The sequence below is a fragment of the Pseudomonas sp. BIGb0558 genome (assembly GCF_024807515.1).
GTDB lineage: Bacteria > Pseudomonadota > Gammaproteobacteria > Pseudomonadales > Pseudomonadaceae > Aquipseudomonas > Aquipseudomonas yamanorum_A.
Genome location: NZ_JANUEW010000001.1, coordinates 703562 through 724151, shown reverse-complemented (window position 1 = coordinate 724151; position 20590 = coordinate 703562). Strand labels below are relative to the sequence as shown.

General features: G+C 60.5%; 23 protein-coding genes. 9 read left to right on the top strand and 14 right to left on the bottom strand.

Annotated elements, in window-relative coordinates:
• Positions 1 to 63 precede the first annotated feature (63 nt).
• From M2400_RS03355 to M2400_RS03345, 3 genes are all read right to left on the bottom strand, one after another.
• Positions 64 to 1605 (bottom strand): SulP family inorganic anion transporter, encoded by a 1542-nt coding sequence (locus tag M2400_RS03355; RefSeq protein WP_177043569.1) that lies wholly within the window; start codon positions 1603 to 1605, stop codon positions 64 to 66.
• Between the two features lie 86 nt (positions 1606 to 1691).
• Positions 1692 to 2423: a carbonic anhydrase gene (locus M2400_RS03350; protein ID WP_177043570.1), complete on the bottom strand. Its 732-nt coding sequence runs from the start codon at positions 2421 to 2423 to the stop codon at positions 1692 to 1694.
• A 198-nt stretch (positions 2424 to 2621) separates the two neighbouring features.
• Positions 2622 to 3680: a PA0069 family radical SAM protein gene (locus tag M2400_RS03345; protein ID WP_177079079.1), complete on the bottom strand. Its 1059-nt coding sequence runs from the start codon at positions 3678 to 3680 to the stop codon at positions 2622 to 2624.
• A 223-nt stretch (positions 3681 to 3903) separates the two neighbouring features.
• Here M2400_RS03345 and M2400_RS03340 point away from each other — a divergent pair, with 223 nt between their 5' ends.
• Positions 3904 to 4155 carry a hypothetical protein gene (locus M2400_RS03340; RefSeq protein WP_177043572.1) on the top strand — a complete coding sequence of 84 codons (252 nt, stop codon included), beginning with the start codon at positions 3904 to 3906 and terminating at the stop codon, positions 4153 to 4155.
• A gap of 70 nt (positions 4156 to 4225) precedes the next feature.
• Here M2400_RS03340 and M2400_RS03335 read toward each other — a convergent pair whose 3' ends face one another.
• From M2400_RS03335 to M2400_RS03325, 3 genes are read right to left on the bottom strand one after another with little or no spacing between them, the layout of a single operon-like run.
• Complete coding sequence (locus M2400_RS03335; RefSeq protein WP_259201123.1) at positions 4226 to 5494, bottom strand: cytochrome c; 1269 nt, start codon at positions 5492 to 5494, stop codon at positions 4226 to 4228.
• Positions 5495 to 5506: 12 nt separating this feature from the next.
• Complete coding sequence (locus M2400_RS03330) at positions 5507 to 7291, bottom strand: GMC family oxidoreductase (protein ID WP_177079081.1); 1785 nt, start codon at positions 7289 to 7291, stop codon at positions 5507 to 5509.
• Between the two features lie 2 nt (positions 7292 to 7293).
• Positions 7294 to 8034 (bottom strand): gluconate 2-dehydrogenase subunit 3 family protein, encoded by a 741-nt coding sequence (locus M2400_RS03325; RefSeq protein WP_259201124.1) that lies wholly within the window; start codon positions 8032 to 8034, stop codon positions 7294 to 7296.
• A gap of 274 nt (positions 8035 to 8308) precedes the next feature.
• On the opposite strand from M2400_RS03325, the gene M2400_RS03320 reads away from it, so the two are divergent.
• Entirely contained in the window at positions 8309 to 8995 is a 687-nt protein-coding gene (locus M2400_RS03320) for a tyrosine-protein phosphatase (RefSeq protein WP_259201125.1), read from the top strand.
• Between the two features lie 27 nt (positions 8996 to 9022).
• On the opposite strand, the gene M2400_RS03315 is transcribed toward M2400_RS03320, so the two are convergent.
• Together M2400_RS03315 and prlC are read right to left on the bottom strand one after the other, a co-directional pair.
• Entirely contained in the window at positions 9023 to 9295 is a 273-nt protein-coding gene (locus M2400_RS03315) for a YheV family putative zinc ribbon protein (RefSeq protein WP_003214872.1), read from the bottom strand.
• Positions 9292 to 11391, bottom strand: a complete 2100-nt coding sequence (gene prlC / locus M2400_RS03310; RefSeq protein WP_259227758.1) for an oligopeptidase A — start codon at positions 11389 to 11391, stop codon at positions 9292 to 9294. Before prlC ends, M2400_RS03315 begins: the two co-directional genes overlap by 4 nt.
• 54 nt (positions 11392 to 11445) lie before the next feature.
• Between prlC and M2400_RS03305 the strand changes: the two genes are divergently transcribed.
• The gene (locus M2400_RS03305; RefSeq protein WP_063033719.1) at positions 11446 to 11988 is read left to right on the top strand and encodes a gamma carbonic anhydrase family protein; all 543 of its coding nucleotides are present in this window, start codon (positions 11446 to 11448) and stop codon (positions 11986 to 11988) included.
• An 11-nt stretch (positions 11989 to 11999) separates the two neighbouring features.
• Positions 12000 to 12653, top strand: coding sequence for an HAD family hydrolase (locus M2400_RS03300; protein WP_177130062.1), 654 nt, complete (start codon positions 12000 to 12002; stop codon positions 12651 to 12653).
• 96 nt (positions 12654 to 12749) lie between these two features.
• Here the strand turns inward: M2400_RS03300 and M2400_RS03295 are convergent, their stop codons facing one another.
• Positions 12750 to 13805, bottom strand: coding sequence for an aminopeptidase (locus M2400_RS03295; protein WP_177130064.1), 1056 nt, complete (start codon positions 13803 to 13805; stop codon positions 12750 to 12752).
• A gap of 140 nt (positions 13806 to 13945) precedes the next feature.
• Here M2400_RS03295 and M2400_RS03290 point away from each other — a divergent pair, with 140 nt between their 5' ends.
• Complete coding sequence (locus M2400_RS03290; protein ID WP_088421912.1) at positions 13946 to 14368, top strand: hypothetical protein; 423 nt, start codon at positions 13946 to 13948, stop codon at positions 14366 to 14368.
• Here M2400_RS03290 and M2400_RS03285 read toward each other — a convergent pair whose 3' ends face one another.
• Positions 14369 to 14608, bottom strand: a complete 240-nt coding sequence (locus tag M2400_RS03285; RefSeq protein WP_177043581.1) for a DUF1161 domain-containing protein — start codon at positions 14606 to 14608, stop codon at positions 14369 to 14371.
• 182 nt (positions 14609 to 14790) lie between these two features.
• A complete protein-coding gene (locus tag M2400_RS03280) occupies positions 14791 to 15222 on the bottom strand; it encodes an OsmC family protein (protein WP_177130066.1) in 432 nt (143 codons plus the stop codon).
• A 217-nt stretch (positions 15223 to 15439) separates the two neighbouring features.
• Between M2400_RS03280 and M2400_RS03275 the strand changes: the two genes are divergently transcribed.
• Positions 15440 to 16441, top strand: a complete 1002-nt coding sequence (locus M2400_RS03275; protein ID WP_008439586.1) for an LLM class flavin-dependent oxidoreductase — start codon at positions 15440 to 15442, stop codon at positions 16439 to 16441.
• A gap of 59 nt (positions 16442 to 16500) precedes the next feature.
• Here the strand turns inward: M2400_RS03275 and M2400_RS03270 are convergent, their stop codons facing one another.
• Together M2400_RS03270 and M2400_RS03265 are read right to left on the bottom strand one after the other, a co-directional pair.
• Positions 16501 to 16728: a DUF1161 domain-containing protein gene (locus M2400_RS03270; RefSeq protein WP_177079086.1), complete on the bottom strand. Its 228-nt coding sequence runs from the start codon at positions 16726 to 16728 to the stop codon at positions 16501 to 16503.
• A gap of 118 nt (positions 16729 to 16846) precedes the next feature.
• A complete protein-coding gene (locus tag M2400_RS03265; protein ID WP_017848986.1) occupies positions 16847 to 17062 on the bottom strand; it encodes a dodecin in 216 nt (71 codons plus the stop codon).
• 156 nt (positions 17063 to 17218) lie between these two features.
• Between M2400_RS03265 and M2400_RS03260 the strand changes: the two genes are divergently transcribed.
• On the top strand, positions 17219 to 17545 hold the full coding sequence (locus tag M2400_RS03260; RefSeq protein ID WP_032885107.1) for a YqjD family protein: 327 nt from the start codon (positions 17219 to 17221) through the stop codon (positions 17543 to 17545).
• Here the strand turns inward: M2400_RS03260 and M2400_RS03255 are convergent.
• Positions 17542 to 18438 carry a LysR family transcriptional regulator gene (locus M2400_RS03255; RefSeq protein ID WP_177079087.1) on the bottom strand — a complete coding sequence of 299 codons (897 nt, stop codon included), beginning with the start codon at positions 18436 to 18438 and terminating at the stop codon, positions 17542 to 17544. The genes M2400_RS03260 and M2400_RS03255 overlap by 4 nt on opposite strands.
• Positions 18439 to 18547: 109 nt before the next feature.
• Here M2400_RS03255 and trpB point away from each other — a divergent pair, with 109 nt between their 5' ends.
• Positions 18548 to 19774 (top strand): tryptophan synthase subunit beta, encoded by a 1227-nt coding sequence (gene trpB, locus M2400_RS03250; protein WP_177043584.1) that lies wholly within the window; start codon positions 18548 to 18550, stop codon positions 19772 to 19774.
• Positions 19774 to 20583 carry a tryptophan synthase subunit alpha gene (gene trpA, locus M2400_RS03245; protein ID WP_259201129.1) on the top strand — a complete coding sequence of 270 codons (810 nt, stop codon included), beginning with the start codon at positions 19774 to 19776 and terminating at the stop codon, positions 20581 to 20583. The genes trpB and trpA overlap by 1 nt, the downstream gene beginning before the upstream one ends.
• Positions 20584 to 20590 lie beyond the last annotated feature (7 nt).

Sequence of the window (20590 nt, the reverse complement as noted above, 5' to 3'; positions counted from 1 at the left end):
TACATTCTTTGCTGATCTAACGCCATCGCGGGCAAGCCCGGCTCCCACGGGGTTATGCAGGGATCACACAGCAGCTGAACCTATCCCGGTCGTTGTCCTGACTCTGCCTTCCAACCTGCGCTTCAACCCTCGCGCCTCGATCACCAGCGTCGAGCCCTTGGCCGCATTCGCCCGCCCCCATTCCTCCAGCAGCTCAAGGCAGGAGTGGTCGATGTAACTCAGGTTACTGAGGGGCACATGCACGGTCGTCCCGGCAGGTACCGTCGACAACACCTGAGTCAACGCCGGCACCTTGAGAAAGGTCGCAGCCCCCGTCAAGCGCAGCTCCATCTCGCCCTCCGGCGGCAGGTCGATCAGGCTTATCTTCAAGCGCGAAGCCTTGAACGCCAGCTTGACCAGCGTCAGCCCGAAGCCCACCAACACACCCGTCAGCAGGTCGGTAAAAATGATCGCCAGGGCAGTCGCCGCGTAGGTGAACATCGGCATCCGTCCGTAACGCGCCAAGCCACGAAACGCCTTCATGTCCACCAGCTTGATCCCGGTGTACACCAACACGCCCGCCAGGCTTGCCACCGGAATGCTTTGCAGCACGCTGGACAGCAACAGCACGAACGCCAGCAACCACAAGCCGTGGAACATCGCCGACAGCCGCGTGGTGGCGCCGGCCTGGACGTTGGCCGAGCTGCGCACGATCACGCCGGTCATCGGCAGGGCGCCCACCAGGCCACACAGCATGTTACCCACACCTTGTGCCGATAATTCCTTGTCGAAATCGGAACGTTGCCCGGCGTGCATACGGTCGACCGCCGCCGCCGAAAGTAATGTTTCAGCGCTGGCGATAAACGCCACGGCGAACGCGGCGATCAACAGGTTGGGATCTGCCAGGTTCAGCAGGTCGCTGGGGCGCAGCCAGTCGATGGCATCGGCGAGGTTTTCCGGCACCTCCACACGCTTGACCTGCAGCGCCAGCACCAGGCTGGTAACCGTCGCCAAGCCCACGCCGAGCAGGGCGCCCGGCACGAAGCGCAGTTTTTGCGGGCGAAACTTGTCCCACAGCCACATCACCAGAATCGTCGACAGCCCGAGCAAACCGGCCTGCCAGCCGAGGCCGCCGCCGAGGGTGGGTATCGCCTGGACCAACGCCGCCGGAAAGCCGGCGAGGTTATCCAGCCCGGAAGGTTTTGGCACACCGTCGAGCATCACATGCACTTGAGACAGGACAATCAGCACCCCGATCCCCGCCAGCATCCCGTACACCACCGCCGGCGCAGTGACGCGAAACCAGCAGCCGAGGCGCAAACGCCCGGCTACCAGTTGCAGGAAGCCCGCCAGCAACAGGATCGGCCCGAGCATGGCCATGCCATGCTGGCGCACCAACTCGAACACCAGCACCGCCAAACCCGCCGCCGGCCCGCTGACTTGCAGCGGCGATCCCGCCAGCCAACCCACTACCAAACCGCCGATGATCCCGGTGATCAGGCCCTTGGCCGGTGGCATCCCGGAAGCAATCGCGATCCCCATGCATAACGGCAGGGCGACCAGAAACACAACCACGGAGGCCAGCAGCTCCCGTGGCAGTACAGCTTTTAATTGAGCAGCACGCATGATGACTCTCCCGAGGCATTCGCCGGGCGTGGCAAGGCCTGGCTGCTCGAATGGCAGCCATCGCTTTACCCGACAGGGGGATTGTTTTAGAAGCGCGCTTTAGGCGTCGCGGATGGGATCGGCTGGGTGCCGTTCAAAGGCAGGAACGCTGCCTGATCCGCATCGTAGGCCCTGATTTCACTGGTCTCGATGTCATAGACCCAGCCATGGATGAACAGATGCCCGTTGGCCATGCGCGAGGCCACCGACGGGTGGGTGCGCAGGTGTTGTAACTGGGCGATTACGTTTTCTTCGGTCAGCACGTGCATGCTCTCGTGCTCGTTGGCGCAATCGCAGTTGTCCTGGACCATGGTCTTGGCGACCTCGGCATGGCGCAGCCAAGCCTTTACGGTGGGCATTTTTTCCAGGCTCAAGGGGTTGAGCACCGCGCGCATGGCGCCGCAGTCGGAGTGACCGCAAATGATGATGTGCTGCACGCCAAGGGCCAGCACCGCGTACTCGATGGCCGTGGAAACACCGCCGTTCATCTGCCCATAAGGCGGCACGACGTTGCCGACGTTACGGGTCACGAACAAGTCGCCCGGGGAGCTTTGGGTGATCAGCTCGGGAACGATGCGCGAGTCGGCGCAAGTAATAAACATCGCCCGTGGGCTCTGGGCCGTGGCGAGTTTTTTGAAGAGTTCTTCCTGCTGGGGAAAGATCTCGTTATGGAAATGCAAAAAGCCTTCAACGATGTGCTGCAGCGCTGCATCGGCGGACTCCGCCTCGTGAGGGGCTGAAGCCGACACAGCCAACGGCTGTTTATCCTTGTCACTCATGATTCATCCTCTTGGTTGGAGCAGGGGAGTTTTCCAGTGCGGTTGGCGCGCAGACCATGGCGCCGACTCATTAGTCACTCGATGAACAAGGTACCCGCCGAAACTTAACTGAAACTGAATGAACCGCTCTAGATCGGGGCTCTCAGTGATGTCAAAACGCGACCATGCCTGCAAGGCAATGCGCTTTTACCCAGCAGTCTACAACAATGCCATCTGCCTGCCCGGCGGACAAAACGCCGTGCAATCCAGATTAAACCCTTCCCGGCGGTTCAGCCCCAAGCGTTTGATCGCCTTGGCGAAACGTTGCGCCAACAGATCGGCAAACGGCCCTTCGCCGCGCATGCGTACACCGAAGCGACTGTCGTAGACCTCACCGCCGCGCACCTGGCGCACCAGGCTCATCACATGGGCCGCCCGCTGCGGGTAATGAGCCGCCAGCCACTCCTCGAACAGCGGTGCCACCTCCAGGGGCAGGCGCAGCATCATGTACGCCGCGCTTTGTGCCCCAGCGGCATGGGCTTCGGTAAGCAGGCTTTCCAGCTCGCTGTCGTTGATCATCGGAATCATCGGCGAACACAAAACGCCTACCGGAATCCCTGCCTCGCGCATCACCCGGATCGCCCGCAGCCGGGCCTTGGGCGCCGCGGTGCGTGGCTCGAGAATGCGCTTGAGCTCATCGTCCAGGCTGGTGAGGCTGATCATCACGGCCACCAGCCGCTGCTGTGCCAGCTCGGTCAGCAGGTCGAGGTCGCGCAGGATCAGCGAGCCCTTGGTAATGATCGTCACCGGATGACGATAGCGCAGCAGCACTTCGAGGGTCTGCCGGGTGATCTTGTACTCGCGCTCGATGGGCTGATACGGGTCGGTATTGGAGCCCAGGTTGATCGGCGCGCAGGTGTAGCCCGGTTTCGACAATTGCTGCTCCAGCACTTCGGCAGCGTTGGTCTTGGCGATCAGCTTGGTTTCGAAATCCAGCCCCGGCGACAGGTCCCAATAGGCGTGACTGGGCCGCGCATAGCAATAGATACAGCCGTGCTCACAGCCGCGGTACGGGTTGATTGCCCGGTCAAACGGGATATCCGGCGAGCTGTTGCGGGTGATGATGGTTTTCGCGGTTTCGATACGGACTTCGGTGCCCTGGGTCTGTGGCACTTCCTGATACCAGCCGTCGTCTTCAGCCACGCTGACGGTGGGCGCAAAACGGTTGTGCAGGTTGGTGGCCGTGCCGCGCCCGCGAGGCGGCAAAGGAATGCTCATGGTCAGACCTCGATATGTGTATGCATATACAGTATTCGAAGATCATGTGTTCGGCCAGCACCGTTCAGCAGGCGAGAGCCATAACAGTCCTCACACAGGCAAAAACGCAACTTCCTACTTCTAATTAAATATGAAATAAATCGCCACATATGAGGCATGGATTTAGCTTTAAGTACATCGCTATGATCAGCGCCTTAATTCACTCCACACCCAAAGGATATTTATGTCTCAGGATGAACTACGTTTGACGTGCGAAGACTTTGAAAAAGACAACAGCCCGGAAGTTCTGCTGGAACGCTTTACCGAAGGTAAACTTTCGTACGCGATGTATGCCTCTTCTTCCAATAAAGACGGGCACTACGACACGACTTCCTCGCCCACAGACCTGGACAATGACGGGGATTATGATGATGAAGACAAAGCTCTATTCTTGATCCTTGCCAATACTTTTGCGAAAACCTGTGCTCGCCGATAATTAGAGACTAGGTGCCGGCCTTATATATAAATAATTACAAGGCCGGCACACTTACAGTGTCATCGGAAGTTTATTCCTCCCTGACAACCGCAGTATTTTTTCGCAGTGTTGCAACTTGTGAAGTTGTCACCGCATTTGCTTTATTACCCCAACTGTCTCGCACAAAGTTCACTACATCTGCCACTTCCTGATCCGACAACCGCCAGGCAAACGCCGGCATGGTGAAGGTCGAGGGCGCCGTATGCGTAGCCGGCAACGTGCCGCCGTTCAACACGATGTTGATCAACGAAGTGGCGTCCGTTGTCTGCAACACCGGGTTACCCGCCAACGCCGGGAATACTCGGGTGTAGCCATGGCCGTCAGTACGGTGGCAGGCCGCGCAGTTGTCGATGTACACCGAGGCCCCCGGCTTGCTGTCATCGCCCTTCCACAGCGCGTCGGCGACCTGTTTGTCGTACTGGTGCGGCTGATCGTTGGGATCCACCGCCGGCAGGCTCTTGAGGTAACGGGCGATAGCCGTCAGGTCTTCTTCGGACATGTACTGCATGCTGTGGACTACAACATCGCTCATGCCACCAAACACTGCACTACGATCACTGCGGCCGGTCTTGAGGAACTGCACCAGCTGTTCCTCGCTCCAGCTCCCCAGGCCATCCTTGTGATCACCCCGCAGGCTCTTGGCAATCCAGCCTTCCAGCGGCGCACTGCCGGACAAGAACGTACTGCCATCTGTCGCACTCAGGGACTTCTCCTGCATGGTCAGCGCCCGTGGCGTGTGGCAGGCGCCACAGTGGCCGAGGCCTTCCACCAGATACGCGCCACGGCTGGTCACCGGATCGGCACCCGCCTGGGCCTTGTAATCCTCGACCTTGGGCGCAAACATCCAGCGCCATCCCGCCAACGGCCAGCGCATGCTCAGCGGCCAGGGAATGTCACTGTCCTTGTTCACCTGCGCCACCGGCTCGACGCCCTTCATGAAGTACGCATACAGCGCCTGCATGTCGCTTTCGCTCACCCGCGCATAAGACGGGTAGGGCATTGCCGGGTAAAGGGTACTACCGTTCTTGGCGACGCCATGGCGCACGGCCTTGTCGAAGTCTTCGAAGCTGTAGTCGCCCAGGCCGGTTTTGTCCGGGGTGATGTTGGTGGAGTAGATAGTGCCGATCGGGGTTTCCATCGGCAGGCCACCGGCGAACGGCTTGCCACCCTTGGCGGTGTGACAGGCCACGCAGTCACCCGCGCGGGCCAAGTATTCACCCTGTTTGACCAGGTCGGTTTCAGCCGCACTCACCGAGCAACTGCTGAACAAGGCCAGGGACGCGATAACAAATGCTTTCATGGTCATCGCTCCTTATGCCTGAACCAGTGGGCCGGGGTTTTTCAGGTACTGCTCGCGAATCGCCCGCGCCGACCAGTAGGTCAGCGCCGCCACCAGGCCCGTAGGGTTGTAGCCCAAGCCTTGTGGGAACGCGGAGGCGCCCGGGACAAACACGTTGTGTACGTCCCAGCACTGCAAGTAGCGGTTCAAGGCACTGGTTTTCGGGTCGGTGCCCATGATCGCGCCACCATTGAGGTGAGTGGTCTGGTAGGCCGCGGTGTTGAAGTGCTCACCGACTTTTTTGCCCAGCAGGGCAATCGCCTTGGGGTTCATGGCTTCGGCGATCTTGCTCATTTTGTCGACCATGAAGCGGTTCATCTTGATGTCGTTTTCCTGCCAGTCGAAGGTCATGCGCAGCAGCGGCAAGCCGTAGGCATCGCGGTAAACCGGGTCAAGATCAAGGTAGTTACCACGGTAGGATTGATGGGCGCCGTGGGCATCCATCGACACCTGGTGGGTGTAGTAATCGGCGGTGGCGCGCTTCCAGGCGCTGCCCCAGGCTGGCGTCCCCGGCGGGTTGGAAGTACCGGCAATCGGTCGGCTGCCCGCCTGGTTGACCCACATTGGCGAGCCGCCCACGAAACCGTGAGGCCCATGGTCGAAGTTGTCGGCGTTGAAGTCATCGATCGCCACGCCATTGCCGCCGGCGCCGATGAAGTTGTTGGTGTGCACGTCCTTGTCGAAGAACGCCTTGATGGTAGCCATGTTCTGGTAAGCAAAGTTCCGCCCCACCACGCCCTCGCCGGAGATCGGGTCGTAGGGTTTGCCGATGCCCGACAGCAGCATCAGGCGCACGTTGTTGAACTGGAATGAACCAAGGATCACCAGGTCCGCCGGCTGCTCGCATTCGCGGCCTTGGGCGTCGACGTAGGTCACGCCGGTGGCCTTGCGCTTGGTGCTGTCGAGGTTGACCTTCAGCACGTGGGAATTGGGCCGCAGTTCGAACTTGGGCTCCTGGCGCAACGCCGGCAGGATGTTCACGTTCGGCGAAGCCTTGGAATACATGTAACAAACGTAACCGCTGCAGAAGCCGCAGAAGTTGCACGGGCCCATCTGCGCGCCGTAGGGGTTGGTGTATGGCCCCGATGTATTTGCGGAAGGCAGGTTGTAGGGTTTGTACCCCACGGAGGCAGCGGCCTTCTGGAACAGCTGTGCGGACACGGTGTTCTTCTGCGATTCCAGCGGGAAATGATTCGAGCGATCCGGCGCGTAAGGGTTGCCACCCTTGCCTTCGCCCACCAGCTGGCCCTTCACCGTCCAGGCTTGGCCGGAGGTGCCGAAGACTTTCTCGGCATAGTCGAAGAACGGCTCCAGCTCTTCGTAGCTGACGCCGAAATCCTGGATGGTCATGTCCTTGGGAATGAAGTTTTTCCCATAGCGCTCTTCGTAATGGCTGCGCATGCGCAACTCGATCGGGTCCACCCGAAAGTGCACGCCCGACCAATGCAGGCCGGCACCGCCGACGCCGTTGCCGGGCAGGAAAGCGCCCAGTTGGCGGTTCGGCATCGCCACGTCATTCACGCTATGGCGAATGGTCACGGTTTCCTTGGAGATGTCCTGGAAGAGTTTTTTACGCACGCTGTAGGTCAATTCGTCGATGACCTGGGGATAGTTGCCGTCGGGATAAGTGTCCTGCATCGGGCCGCGCTCCAGCGCTACCACGTTGAGGCCCGCCTCTGTCAGCTCCTTGGCCATGATCGCGCCGGTCCAGCCGAAGCCGACGATCACTGCATCCACTTTCTTCATGATGGTCGCCACGTTTATGCCCTCTCGCCACGGATCGAAACAGCCGGGAAGGGGTATTGCTCGTTGCGTTCAACCCAATCCATGAAATCGGCGCGGGCGCCGGGGAAGCCGATCATGGTCCAGCCGACCATGCCTTTGTTGCCACCGTGGACCGGGTCGCAGAAGAACCCCTCCTTGGTGTTTTGCAGCAGCAGGTTGAAGAAAATCTTCGGCGGAACGCTGTCGAACTGCGCGTCGCCAGCCTCCAGACGCTGGAGCAATTTTTCCTGGGTAGCGCTGTCTTGCTCGGCAAATAGCTTACCGTTCATCGCTTTCGACCAGGCATCCGTGGCGGCGATGCCGAGGCGATAGATCTCCTTGGGCACCAATTTGCTCTGCCAGCCCATTTCAGGCGGCGCGTCGGCATTGAACGGGCCCTGCATGAACCACAGGGCGCCAGCCGCATACGGCGTGTTCATCTGACGGTCGATGTATTCCGGTGCTCCGGCTTCCAGGGCGCCTGGGCCTTGGTCGTCTGCCGGGATCAAGCGGGCAACTGCCGCGTTGATGAAGGCCCATTCCTCGGCAGTGAAATAGCTCGGCTCATAGACCTTGCTGCTGACTGGCGCTTTTTCGGAACTGGCTTGAACCGGCTCGGGAACCGCCATCAGCATCGAACCGCCCAGGCCCGTGCTGGCGACAGTGACCACCGGGATCAAGGTCAAGGATTTGCGCAAAAACTCACGCCGGGGGTTGTCTTGATCTTGATCAGACATGGTGGCACCTCATCATGTGGTCACGGATTTATCAGTCGCTTCGAGGAGCAACTTATTAGTTTTGGCAGAAAATGGGATCCAAAGGACCCAAAGGGATAGAACACAGCAGCAATCAATAGTTACAAAGGATAGCAGGCTAAGGATCGAGGAGAATCGATTCAGCCGGAAAAAACAGCAGCCGTTCACGATTCTTTGACGAGAGCCTCACGCGGCATTGACCCCCCTTGGGCGAATCTGGGCCCCATCAGCCCTTTCCTATTCGGTTACATCGCCCATGTTCAACCATCAATTACTGCCTGCCCTCAGCCTGGCGTTCATGGCGCTGTTTTCCACCGTGCAGGCCCACGCCGAAGAGCTCACGCCCATGCGTTCACTGGAATGGGCTCAGCCAGTGGGAAGCCAATACAACCTGTATCAAATGACGCCCACGCTCTATCGCAGCGCTCTGCCGGATAGCGGCGCTGTTCCTGTACTGGAAAAACTCAAGATAGGTACGGTGATTAACTTTCTACCGGAGTCCGATGCCAGCTGGCTGAAAACACCGGGAATCAATCAGGTGCAGTTGTCCTATCGCACCAACCACGTCGACGACGCCGATGTGCTCGCGGCGCTGCGTGCCATTCAGGACGCCGAAGCCAGCGGCCCGGTGCTGATGCACTGCAAACACGGCTCCGATCGCACCGGCCTGATGGCGGCGATGTATCGGGTGGTGGTTCAGGGGTGGAGCAAGGAGGAGGCGCTGAGCGAAATGACCTTGGGTGGCTTTGGCGCAAGCAGCGGCTTTAAAGACGGCGTTCGCTACATGATGAAGGCCGATGTCGACAAGTTACGCACGGCACTGGCCAACGGTGAGTGCAGCACCAGCGCCTTTGCACTGTGCTCGATGAAAAGCTGGCTGAATACCGCGGACACCGCCAAAGACGCGACAGCAGAAAAAACAGCCTTGGTGATCACCCCCTGAGCCATCCGCTCAGGGGGCGTAAACCCGTCAGTCTTTTTTCAACTTCGGATTAGGGAAGAACTGCACCGCCTGCACCTTGGGATCCGGTGCTTTCAGGGCCGAGGTATTCACCCGCGTACCCAATTCCTTGGGCACTGACAGACCTTGCTCATTGAGCGTGTCGGAATAACCGCAGGCCACGCATTCGCGGTGCGGCACGTCGTCCTCGCTCCACATCATCAACTTGTCCGGCTCGCTGCACGCCGGGCAGACCGCCCCGGCGATAAAGCGTTTTTTGGTTTTCACAGGTGCTTCACTCATGCTGCCGCGTCCTCACTCAGGCCGCTGTGGCGCAAGAGTGCGTCAATCGACGGCGCACGTCCGCGGAAATCGACGAACAGCACCATCGGCGCCTGGGAGCCGCCACGGGCCAGAATCGCCTCGCGGAACGCCCGGCCTGTCTCGGCGTTGAGCACGCCATCTTCTTCGAACTTGGAGAAGGCATCGGCCGACAGCACTTCCGCCCACTTGTAGCTGTAGTAACCCGCCGCGTAACCGCCGGCAAAGATGTGCGCGAAGCTGTTCGGGAAGCGGTTGTAGGCCGGCGGACGCATCACCGAGACCTCGTCACGCACGCCTTCAAGCACCTGCAACACACTGCGGCCGTCGCCGTGAGTGGCGTGCAGCTCAAAGTCGAACAGCGAGAATTCCAGCTGGCGCACCATCATCAGGCCGGACTGGAAGTTCTTCGCCGCGAGCATTTTTTCCAGCAGGTCCTGAGGCAGCGGCTCACCGGTTTCATAGTGACCGGAAATCAACGCCAGGCCTTCGGGCTCCCAGCACCAGTTCTCCATGAACTGGCTCGGCAACTCCACCGCATCCCAGGCCACGCCGTTGATGCCGGACACGCCAGCGTGTTCAACACGGGTCAACAGGTGATGCAGGCCGTGGCCGAATTCGTGGAACAGGGTAGTCACTTCATCGTGGGTCAGCAGGGCAGGCTTGCCGCTGTCGGCCGGGGTGAAGTTGCACACCAGGTTGGCCACCGGGCTTTGCAGCACGCCGTCAACAGTGCGGCGACGGTCCCGGGCACCGTCCATCCAGGCACCGCCACGCTTGTTGGCGCGGGCGTACAGGTCGAAGAAGAAACGGCCGACGTGTTGGCCGTTTTCCTTGATTTCGAACAGGCGGACGTCCGGGTGCCAGGTGTCGAAACCTTTCTGCTCGGCGATCTCGATGCCGTACAGGCGTTGAACAATGGCGAACAGGCCGCTGAGCACCTTGTCGATCGGGAAGTAGGCGCGCAGGGCTTCCTGGGCGACGCTGTAGCGTTGTTCACGCAGCTTTTCGCCGTAGAAACCGCTGTCCCAGCTTTGCAGGTCCGGGCAGCCTTGTTCGCCAGCGTAAGCCTTGAGCTGTTGCAGGTCCTGGGTGGCGAACGGCTTGCTGCGCTTGGCCAGGTCCCGCAGGAAGCTCAGCACCTGGTCGCTGGACTCGGCCATTTTGGTGGCCAGGCTCAGTTCGGAGAACGAGGCGAAGCCCAGCAGTTGTGCCAGCTCCTGACGCAGGTCGAGGATCTGTTCCATGACCGGGCCGTTATCGTTCTGACCGGCATTCGGGCCTTGGTCCGACGCGCGGGTGCAGTAGGCCGCGTAGATTTCCTCACGCAGGGCGCGGTCGTGGGCGTAGGTCATCACCGCGTAGTAGCTCGGGAATTCCAGGGTGATCAGCCAGCCATCGAGGCCCTTGGCCTGGGCGGCGGCGGCCATTTGTGCCTTGGCCGAATCGGTCAGGCCGGCGAGGGTCGCTTCGTCGGTGACGTGCTTGGTCCAAGCCTGGGTGGCATCGAGCAACTGGTTGGAGAACTTGCTGCCCAGCTCGGAGAGCTTGCTCTGCACTTCGGCATAACGTTTTTGCTGCTCCGGCGGCAAATCGATACCCGACAGGCGGAAGTCACGCAGGGAATGTTCCAGGATGGTTTTTTGCGACACGTCGAAGCCGGCGGCTTCCGGGCTGCTGGCCAGGGCTTCAAAGGCCTGGAACAGTTCGCGGTTCTGGCCCATCTCGGTGGAGTAGGCGCTCAACGCCGGCAGGCACGCCTCGTAGGCTTCGCGCAGTTCGGCGCTGTTGCACACGGCGTTCAGGTGGCTGACCGGGCTCCAGGCGGCGCCCAAACGGTCATTGAGTTCGTCCATGGCCAGGACCAGCCCGGCCCAGGTCGGATTTTTACCCTGGCTTTGCAGGATGCCTTCGATGGCAACACGGTTGTCGGCGAGGATCTGTTCGATGGCCGGCTGTACGTGCTCGGCACGGATCGCCGAGAACGGCGGCAGGTCGTAGGACTGCAGAAGAGGGTTGTTCGCGCTCACGGTTGGCACCTTGGCTGAAGAAACATGTAAGAACAAAGATGGGGCCATCTTAATTACAATCAACGCCCACCGCAGCTATCAGCAGAAGAGAGAGAGCCTATCGTGACCCTTCGCACTTACCAGAATCACACGCCGGCCTTGGCCGCCGGGGCTTTCGTCGATGCGTCGGCGGTGGTGATCGGCGATGTCGAAATCGGCGCCGACAGCTCGGTATGGCCGCTGACAGTGATCCGCGGCGACATGCACCGCATCCGCATCGGTGCGCGCACCAGCGTGCAGGACGGCTGCGTGCTGCACATTACCCACGCAGGGCCCTTCAATCCTGATGGCTTCCCGCTGCTGATCGGTGACGACGTGACCATCGCCCACAAGGTCATGTTGCATGGCTGCACGGTGGGCAATCGCATCCTGATCGGCATGGGCAGCATTGTGATGGATGGCGCCGTGGTGGAAGACGACGTGATCATCGGTGCCGGCAGCCTGGTACCGCCGGGCAAGAAACTCGAGAGCGGCTTTTTGTATGTGGGCAGCCCGGTTAAACAAATCCGCCCGCTGACTGACAAGGAACGGGCGTTTTTCACCTACAGCGCGGCGAACTACGTGAAGCTCAAAGACCTGCACCTGGCCGAGGGCTTCGACCAATGACAAGGATCCCCATGCATTACCAAACCGTTTTGTTCGACCTCGATGGCACCCTCACCGACCCGCGCGAAGGCATCACCCGCTCGATCCAGTACGCCCTCGCCAAACTGGGGATTGATGAGCCAGACCTGACCAAACTCGAACACTTCATCGGCCCGCCACTGCTGCAAGCCTTCATGCAGTTCTACGGCTTCGACGAGGCCAAGGCGTGGGAGGCGGTGAATTTTTACCGCGAGCGCTTCAAGGTCACCGGTCTGTATGAAAACAGGGTGTTTGACGGCGTGATGCCGCTGCTGGAGGCACTGAACGGCCAGGGCCGCCAGCTGTATGTGGCCACGTCCAAACCTTGGGTGTTTGCCCGGGAAATTGCCCGACACTTTGATTTTGCCCGGCACTTCAAAGTGATCTACGGCAGCGAGCTGGACGGCACTCGCACCAACAAGGTCGAGCTGATTGCGCACCTTATGGCAGAAGAAGGCCTGGACCCGGCCAGCACCTTGATGATTGGCGACCGCAAGCACGACCTGATTGGTGCCCGCAGCAATGGGCTGGATTCGGCGGCGGTGGGTTATGGATTTGGCAGCCATGAGGAACTGAGTGCCGAGGCGCCGACCTGGCATTTTGAAACGTTGGCCGAGATGCATCAGGCGTTTTTGCAGCGGCCTTGAGAGCGCTATCGCAGGCAAGCCAGCTCCCACATTTGATCACGGTTGGCCAAGACAACTCAGTCAAATGTGGGAGCCGGGCTTGCCCGCGATGAGGCCCTACCGGCCAACCACTTGCCCGGCCCCCTCCAACGCCCTCAGTGCCGCCTTACGCTGATCCACCGGCAACCCGCCCAGCCTCTCCACCGCTACAAAAAACCTCACCCAATCCCCGCCTTCCTCCCGGAACAACGCGGCAAACGCCGGCACCCACTGGTCATACAAACCAAACGGCAACAACCTTGCGTTGTTCATCGGCAGGTTCATCCATGCGTCATAGCGCTTGTCGCCGGCCCACTGGCTATCGCGCATTTGCCGGTAGTCACGGCGCAGGCGTTCGAATTCGGCCGCCTTCGCCCCGCGCATGGCATCTGCCGCCAGCGGCTGGGTGTACAACTGTTCCAGGCGCTTGCGGGTGTCGAGCACCAGCCGGGTGAACTGGTCGCGCTGCTTCAACGTCGACTCACTGGCAGGCGGCAAACCCTGGGCTGCACGCCACTGGCGGGTGCCTTCCTGCTCGACAAAGGTGGCGTACGACTCGTTGAACTCGGTGTCGTCCTTCACATAAAACCGCTGGTGCGCCAGCTCATGAAAAATCAGCGTGGCCAGGCGCTCATCGCCCCAATTCATCATCGAGTTCATGATCGGGTCGTTGAACCAACCCAGGGTGGAATAGGCCTCGACGCCGCCAATCGACACGTCCATGCCTTGCTGCTTCAACAACGCCGCCTGGCCGCGCGCGGCGCCCTGGTTGTAGTAACCGCGATAGGCCACGCAACCGGCAATCGGGAAGCAGTGGGTCTGGGGCGAGAGGGAAAATTCAGGCGTGGCGAAGACGTTCCAGACCACGTACTGGCGGCCGATATCGGCATACAGACGGTAACTCTGGTTATCCGGCAGGTGCAGGTGTTCGCTGGCGAAGGTGCGGGCTTTTTGCGACTGCGCCAAATGCTCGCGCAGCAGCTGCGGGCGCGAGGGGTCGGCGATGACTTTAGATACCGGCTCCCGGGCCCGCAGCAATTGCAGTTGGCCGTCTGCCAACTGACTGTAATAACTCACGCTGGAACAGCCGCCGAGCAACAGCAGCATCAACCCGGGAAGTAAACGCCTGACCATTCGAACCTCTCGCAGGTAATCATCCCGCCAGACTATCTCGCCTGGGGGGAATTTTTCCATGGCGTGGCGTGTTTATACTCATAGGGAGCTTGCTGCAGAACGCAGCCGCTCAAAACCATTCCTACAGTTGAGTGCTTAACATGCGTCAGCTACTGCTTCCCGTCGCCGCGATTTTTCTCAGTGCCTGCGCGTCGACGCCGCTCCCTGCGGTTGACCCGCAACAAGCCTGGGTCGATTTCGCCACTCCGACACCCGGTGCCAAGCTGGTGATGGCGCAACGCCTGGACGGAAAGAACCTGAACGACGGGCGCTTTTTCCAGGTGCCGCCTGGCAGCCATGAATTAATGGTGCGTTTTGATTTCGAGGTGCCTACCGGCGGCAGCTTCGGCGGGTTTGGCCAAACCACTGACCGCACCTGCTTCATGACCCTGCAATACGACCGTTTCGAGGCCGGCCAGCGTTATCGCCTGGAAGGGCGGTCACTGGGCTACAACCCGAATATCCGGCTGTACAACAAAGCGGGTCAGTTGCTGGCAGAAGAACGCAGCGTCAACTGCATCTGATCAGTCGTTGTTCTTCTGGTAGATGATGCGCTTGGTGCCGTTTTCACAAGAGCCCACGATCATGGCGCTGTCATGATTTTTGGCCTCTTCTGCGGTGATGATTTCCAGGGTGTAGGACGGAATCGCTTTGGCCTGGATTTTGACCTCGATCTCTTTCCTCAGCTCTTCACAGTCTTTCGGCGCGGCCAGTGCCGACGTGGCCAGCGCACCGCAGATAACCGCCAAGGCAATACGTTTCATGTGTGAAGCTCCCTGAATGCATGCGCACGGGTGTGCGCTGAGTCTGCAATCGGCTATTCGACCATACCTGAACGTGTAGGAGCGAGCTTGCTCGCGAAAAACGTCAACGATAACGCGCACCGCCTGGAAGAGCGCGGCGCCTTTGAGCTCTTCGCGAGCAAGCTCTCTCCTACAAGGGTTGATCAACTAACGAGGGTGCCGTCCAGGGTGATTTTGGCGTTCAACACCTTGGACACCGGGCATCCTTCCTTGGCCTTTTTGCTCAATTCATCGAACTGCGCCTGGCTCGCGCCCGGGATCTTGGCCTTGAGGATCAGGTGCACTGCAGTGATCGCAAAACCACCGTCCACCTGGTCCAGGGTCACTTCGGCCTGGGTGTCGATGCTGTCGGCCTTGAGCCCGGCGTCGCCGAGAATCATGGAAAAGGCCATGGAGAAACAACCGGCATGGGCCGCACCGATCAGCTCTTCAGGGTTGGTGCCCTTGCCGCCTTCGAAACGGGCCTTGAAGCCGTAGGGCGCTTCGCGCAGCACGCCGGTTTCCGTGGAGATGGAACCCAGGCCAGTCTTCAGGTCGCCTTCCCAATGCGCGGATGCTTTTTTAACGATACTCATAGCGGTCTCCTCGAACGGTGGTTTTGCGTCAGTAAGGGTTCTGAGGATAGACGCCCCGGCAAAGTTCATCTTGTCGGAGAAACCTAGCGATTAAGTAGGAAATTTGCGCTTCGCTATTGAATCTCGGGTATATGCCCTCATTGCATAGGACATGCACATGAAGCGACAGGTTTTGGTTCCTCTAAGAAGCCTGCGCCCCTATTGGAGAAGCAGGCTTATGAAATCGCTGTCCGACGTAAAGTTCTCGACCCTCGACCTGGTGCCCGTGCGCGCCAACGGCAGCCCGGCGCAGTCGCTGCGCAATTCCCTGGACCTGGCCCAGCATGTGGAAAAATTCGGCTACAACCGTTTCTGGGTGGCCGAACACCACAATATGGACGGCATCGCCAGCTCGGCGACCTCGGTTTTGCTGGGTTACCTGGCCGGCGGTACCTCGACGATTCGCGTCGGCTCCGGGGGTGTGATGCTGCCCAACCACGCACCGTTGGTGATCGCCGAGCAGTTCGGCACCCTGGAAAGCCTGTACCCGGGCCGCATCGACCTGGGCCTTGGCCGTGCGCCGGGCTCCGACCAGATGACCGCCCGCGCCCTGCGCCGTGAACGCTCCGGCAGCGCGGACGATTTCCCGGAAGACGTGGCCGAGCTGATGGCCTACCTGGGCCCACGCACGCCAGACCAGCGGGTTATCGCCGTGCCGGGCACCGGCACCAACGTCCCGGTGTGGCTGCTGGGTTCAAGCCTGTTCAGTGCGCAGCTGGCGGGCGAACGCGGTTTGCCTTACGCCTTTGCCTCACATTTCGCACCGCGCCTGATGCATGAAGCGATTCGCGTCTATCGCAACCACTTCAAGCCGTCAGCCGTGCTGGACAAGCCTTACGTGATGCTCGGCATCCCGCTGGTGGCCGCCGATACCGATGAGCAAGCCGATTACCTGGCGACCTCGGTGTACCAGCGAATCCTCGCGTTGATGCGTGGGCAAAGCCTGGTGCAGCGCCCGCCGGTCAAGACCATGGACGGCCTGTGGCTGCCCCATGAGAAAGACGCGGTCGGCAGCTTCCTTGGCCTGGCCATGGTGGGCAGCCCGCAGAAGATCCGCGCCAAGCTGGAGGTGCTGGTGGAGCAGACCGGCGCTGACGAGCTGATCTTTACCTGTGACCTGTACGAGCACGCAGACCGGATTCATTCCTACGAGTTGCTGGCGCAGATCATGAAGGGCTAAACCCGAGGCATAAAAAAACCGACGCACTTGCGTCGGTTTTTTATGTCTGCAACACGGGATCACCCGCGCTTGTAGGCAATTTCCTTGGTACCGGCTTCACAGCTGCCGACAACCGTGTGGTCACCAGGTGCAGCACCTTTGTCCACGATTTCCAGGGAATAGCCCGAAGCGCCCTTAGCGTCGATTTTCGCCGCAATCTCGCTTTTCAGCTCTTCACAAGGCTTGCCCGCCGCCAGGGCTGTGCCCGCAATGCTCAACAAACCTACCGCCAACAAAAAGTTCTTCATCCGTCACTTTCCTTGGGTTGATCGAAAGGAAGCACGCCGACGCTCGTCACGTCGACGTACCTAAAGGTTGTAGCGGAGTTTATGGCAATCGGCCAGCGCGCAAGTTCAACCGGCTGGATCAACTACTGGCAATACGGAACCCTACCTTGAGGGTGACCTGGAAATGCGCGGCCTTGCCATCCTTGATGTGGCCACGGGTTTCGGTCACTTCAAACCACTCCAAGTGCTTGATGCTCTTGCTGGCTTCCGCCAGGGCATTGTTGATGGCTTCCTCGATGCTGGTCGTGGAAGAGCCCACCAGTTCGACTTTCTTGTAGGTGTGATGATCACTCATAAGGTTTTTCTCCTGGGTGGTTTATGAAGCCTAGCAGTGAATTCTCGTACTGCTTCTGGCGACCATTCCCACGCGAAAGTTCAGATTTACTGCACTTTCTGAAACCGCCGCAGTCGGAAACAACACACGCCACTCAATCACTCCAGGAGAGCCCACATGGCCAACACCTCTTTACGCAAAGCGTCATTGGAAAGCATGGAAGCCGAGATTTCGAGCCTGCTCAAATCTCTGGAAAGCCTCAAGGACGATGCGTCTGACGAGTCGCGCAAAACCCTGAAGGCCCTGAAAAGCAATGCCGAGAACGCCCTCAAGCATTCCCGTCACCTGATCAGCGATGCCTACGAAGAAAGCAAAGTCAAAATCCGCGAAACCAGTGTTGCAACACGGGACTACGCGCAAGAGCACCCATGGACTACCGCCGGTGTCGCCGTTGGTGCGCTGGGCCTGCTGGCGGCTTACTTGCTGTGCAAACGCGGCGACTAAACGTCCTGGCGCGCCAGCTCAGCCTTGAGCCACTGCGCCAGTTGCCCGGCGCGCCCATCTGCGGCGCGCTTGGGTAGCCACAACGCCAGTTGCGCCGGGGTTTCACTGAAACCCCACGGCGCAACCAGGCGGCCCGCTCGCAGGTCCTCTGCCACCAGCGGCTGCGGCGCAATCGCCACCCCCAACCCTGCCACCGCTGCCTCCAGCAAATAATACAAATGCTCGAAACCCTGGCCGTACTTCAACGCGCCGGCGTCGATCCCGTGGTGCTGAGCCCAGCTGGGCCAGGCTTGTGGGCGCGAGGTGGTGTGCAACAGGGTTTCATTGCGCAGTGCCTCGGCAGGCGCCTGGCGCAATCGTTCGTAATGGGCAAAACGTGGGCTCATGACCGGGCCGATGCGCTCGCTGGCCAATTCGTAAACCTGCATATCCGCCGGCCACGGCGGCTCCGCGAACACCAGCAGTGCGTCCAGCCCCGGGCGGCGCGGGTCAAGATCGCCTTCGCCTGCGGACAGGTGCAGGCGTAAATCCGGCAAATCCGTATTCAGGCGTCCCAAGCGCGGGATAAACCAGCGCGCCAGCAGGCTGCCGGAGCAGCCGAGCACAAATGGCGCGTCGGCACTGCTTTGGGTGAGTTCGGCGCAAGTGTCCCTTAAACGCTCGAACGCCTCGAAACTCGCATCCCGCAGGCGGATACCGGCATCTGTGAGTTTGAGGCCGCGTCCGTCCTTGACGAACAGGCTGACGCCGAGATGCTCTTCCAGCACCTTGAGCTGCCGGCTGACCGCCCCATGGGTGACGTGCAGTTGCTCGGCAGCCTGGCTCACGCTGTTCAGGCGAGCGGTCGCCTCAAAAGCGCGCAGGGCATTCAGCGGGGGAAGATCTCGGCTCATCTGTGAGTTTTCCTGACAGGTTGTGGCGATCTTATCGGTTTTCAGCGCCCAGCGTCAGGGGTAGAGTGACCCTCATTGTCTCTTACACATTTTCTACCTGGAGCGTCCCATGACTCAGTCCCAGACCGATTTACGCAACGGCCCAGATGCCAATGGCCTGTTTGGTTCGTTCGGCGGCCGCTACGTGGCGGAAACCCTGATGCCGTTGATCCTTGATCTGGCCCGCGAATACGAAGCGGCCAAGATCGATCCGGCGTTCAACGAAGAACTGGCCTACTTCCAGCGCGACTACGTCGGACGTCCAAGCCCGCTGTACTTCGCCGAACGCCTGACGGAATTCTGCGGCGGCGCCAAGATCTACCTCAAGCGCGAAGAGCTGAACCACACCGGCGCCCACAAGATCAACAACTGCATCGGCCAGATCCTGCTGGCGCGGCGCATGGGCAAAAAACGCATCATCGCCGAGACCGGCGCCGGCATGCACGGTGTGGCCACCGCCACCGTCGCCGCGCGCTTCGGCCTGCAATGCGTGATCTACATGGGCACCACCGACATCGAGCGCCAGCAGGCCAACGTGTTCCGCATGAAGCTGCTGGGCGCCGAAGTGATCCCGGTCGTCGCCGGTACCGGCACCCTGAAAGACGCGATGAACGAAGCCCTGCGCGACTGGGTGACCAACGTCGACAGCACCTTCTACCTGATCGGCACCGTGGCCGGCCCACACCCGTACCCGGCGATGGTTCGCGACTTCCAGGCCGTGATCGGCAAAGAAACCCGTACCCAACTGCAAGCCCAGGAAGGTCGTCTGCCCGACAGCCTGGTGGCGTGCATCGGCGGCGGCTCCAACGCCATGGGCCTGTTCCATCCATTCCTGGATGACACCAGCGTCGACATCATCGGCGTTGAGGCGGCCGGCTACGGCATCGAAACCGGCAAGCACGCGGCGAGCCTCAACGGCGGCGTACCGGGCGTACTTCACGGCAACCGCACGTTCCTGCTGCAGGACGACGATGGCCAGATCATCGACGCCCACTCGATTTCCGCCGGCCTCGACTACCCCGGCATCGGCCCTGAACACGCCTGGTTGCACGACATCGGCCGCGTCCAGTACACCTCGGTGACCGACGACGAAGCGCTCGACGCGTTCCACAAATGCTGCCGCCTGGAAGGGATTATTCCTGCACTGGAAAGCGCCCACGCCCTGGCCGAAGTGTTCAAACGCGCACCGACCTTGCCGAAAGATCACCTGATGGTGGTGAACCTGTCCGGCCGTGGCGACAAAGACATGCAAACCGTGATGCACCATATGGAACAGTCCCAGCAGGAGAAACACTGATGAGCCGCCTGCAAACACGTTTTGCGCAACTGAAAGAACAAAACCGCGCCGCCCTGGTGACCTTCGTTACCGCCGGCGACCCGGGCTATGACACCTCGCTGGCGATCCTCAAGGGCTTGCCGGCGGCCGGCGCCGATGTGATCGAGCTGGGCATGCCCTTCACCGACCCGATGGCCGATGGCCCGGCCATTCAACTGGCCAACATCCGCGCGCTGACTGCCAAGCAGAACCTCACGAAAACCCTGCAAATGGTCCGCGAGTTCCGCAAGGACAACAGCGACACGCCACTGGTGTTGATGGGCTACTTCAACCCGATCCACATGTACGGCGTGCCGCGCTTCATCAGTGACGCAAAAGATGCCGGCGTCGACGGCCTGATCGTGGTCGACATGCCGCCCGAGCATAACGGCGAGCTGTGCGACCCAGCCCAGGCCGCCGGTATCGACTTTATCCGCCTGACCACGCCGACCACCGACGACGTGCGCCTGCCGACCGTACTTAACGGCAGCTCCGGGTTTGTGTACTACGTGTCGGTAGCCGGTGTGACCGGTGCCGGTGCCGCGACCCTGGAACACGTCGAAGAAGCCGTGACCCGCCTGCGTCGCCACACCGACCTGCCGATCAGCATCGGTTTTGGTATCCGTACCCCGGAGCAGGCCGCTGCAATCGCCCGCCTGGCAGACGGTGTGGTAGTGGGGTCGGCACTGATCGATCACATCGCCAATGCCAGCAATGATCAGCAGGCCATCGACGGTGTATTGACCCTGTGTTCGGCGCTGTCGGAAGGTGTGCGCAACGCCCGTAAGTAAGCGGCTC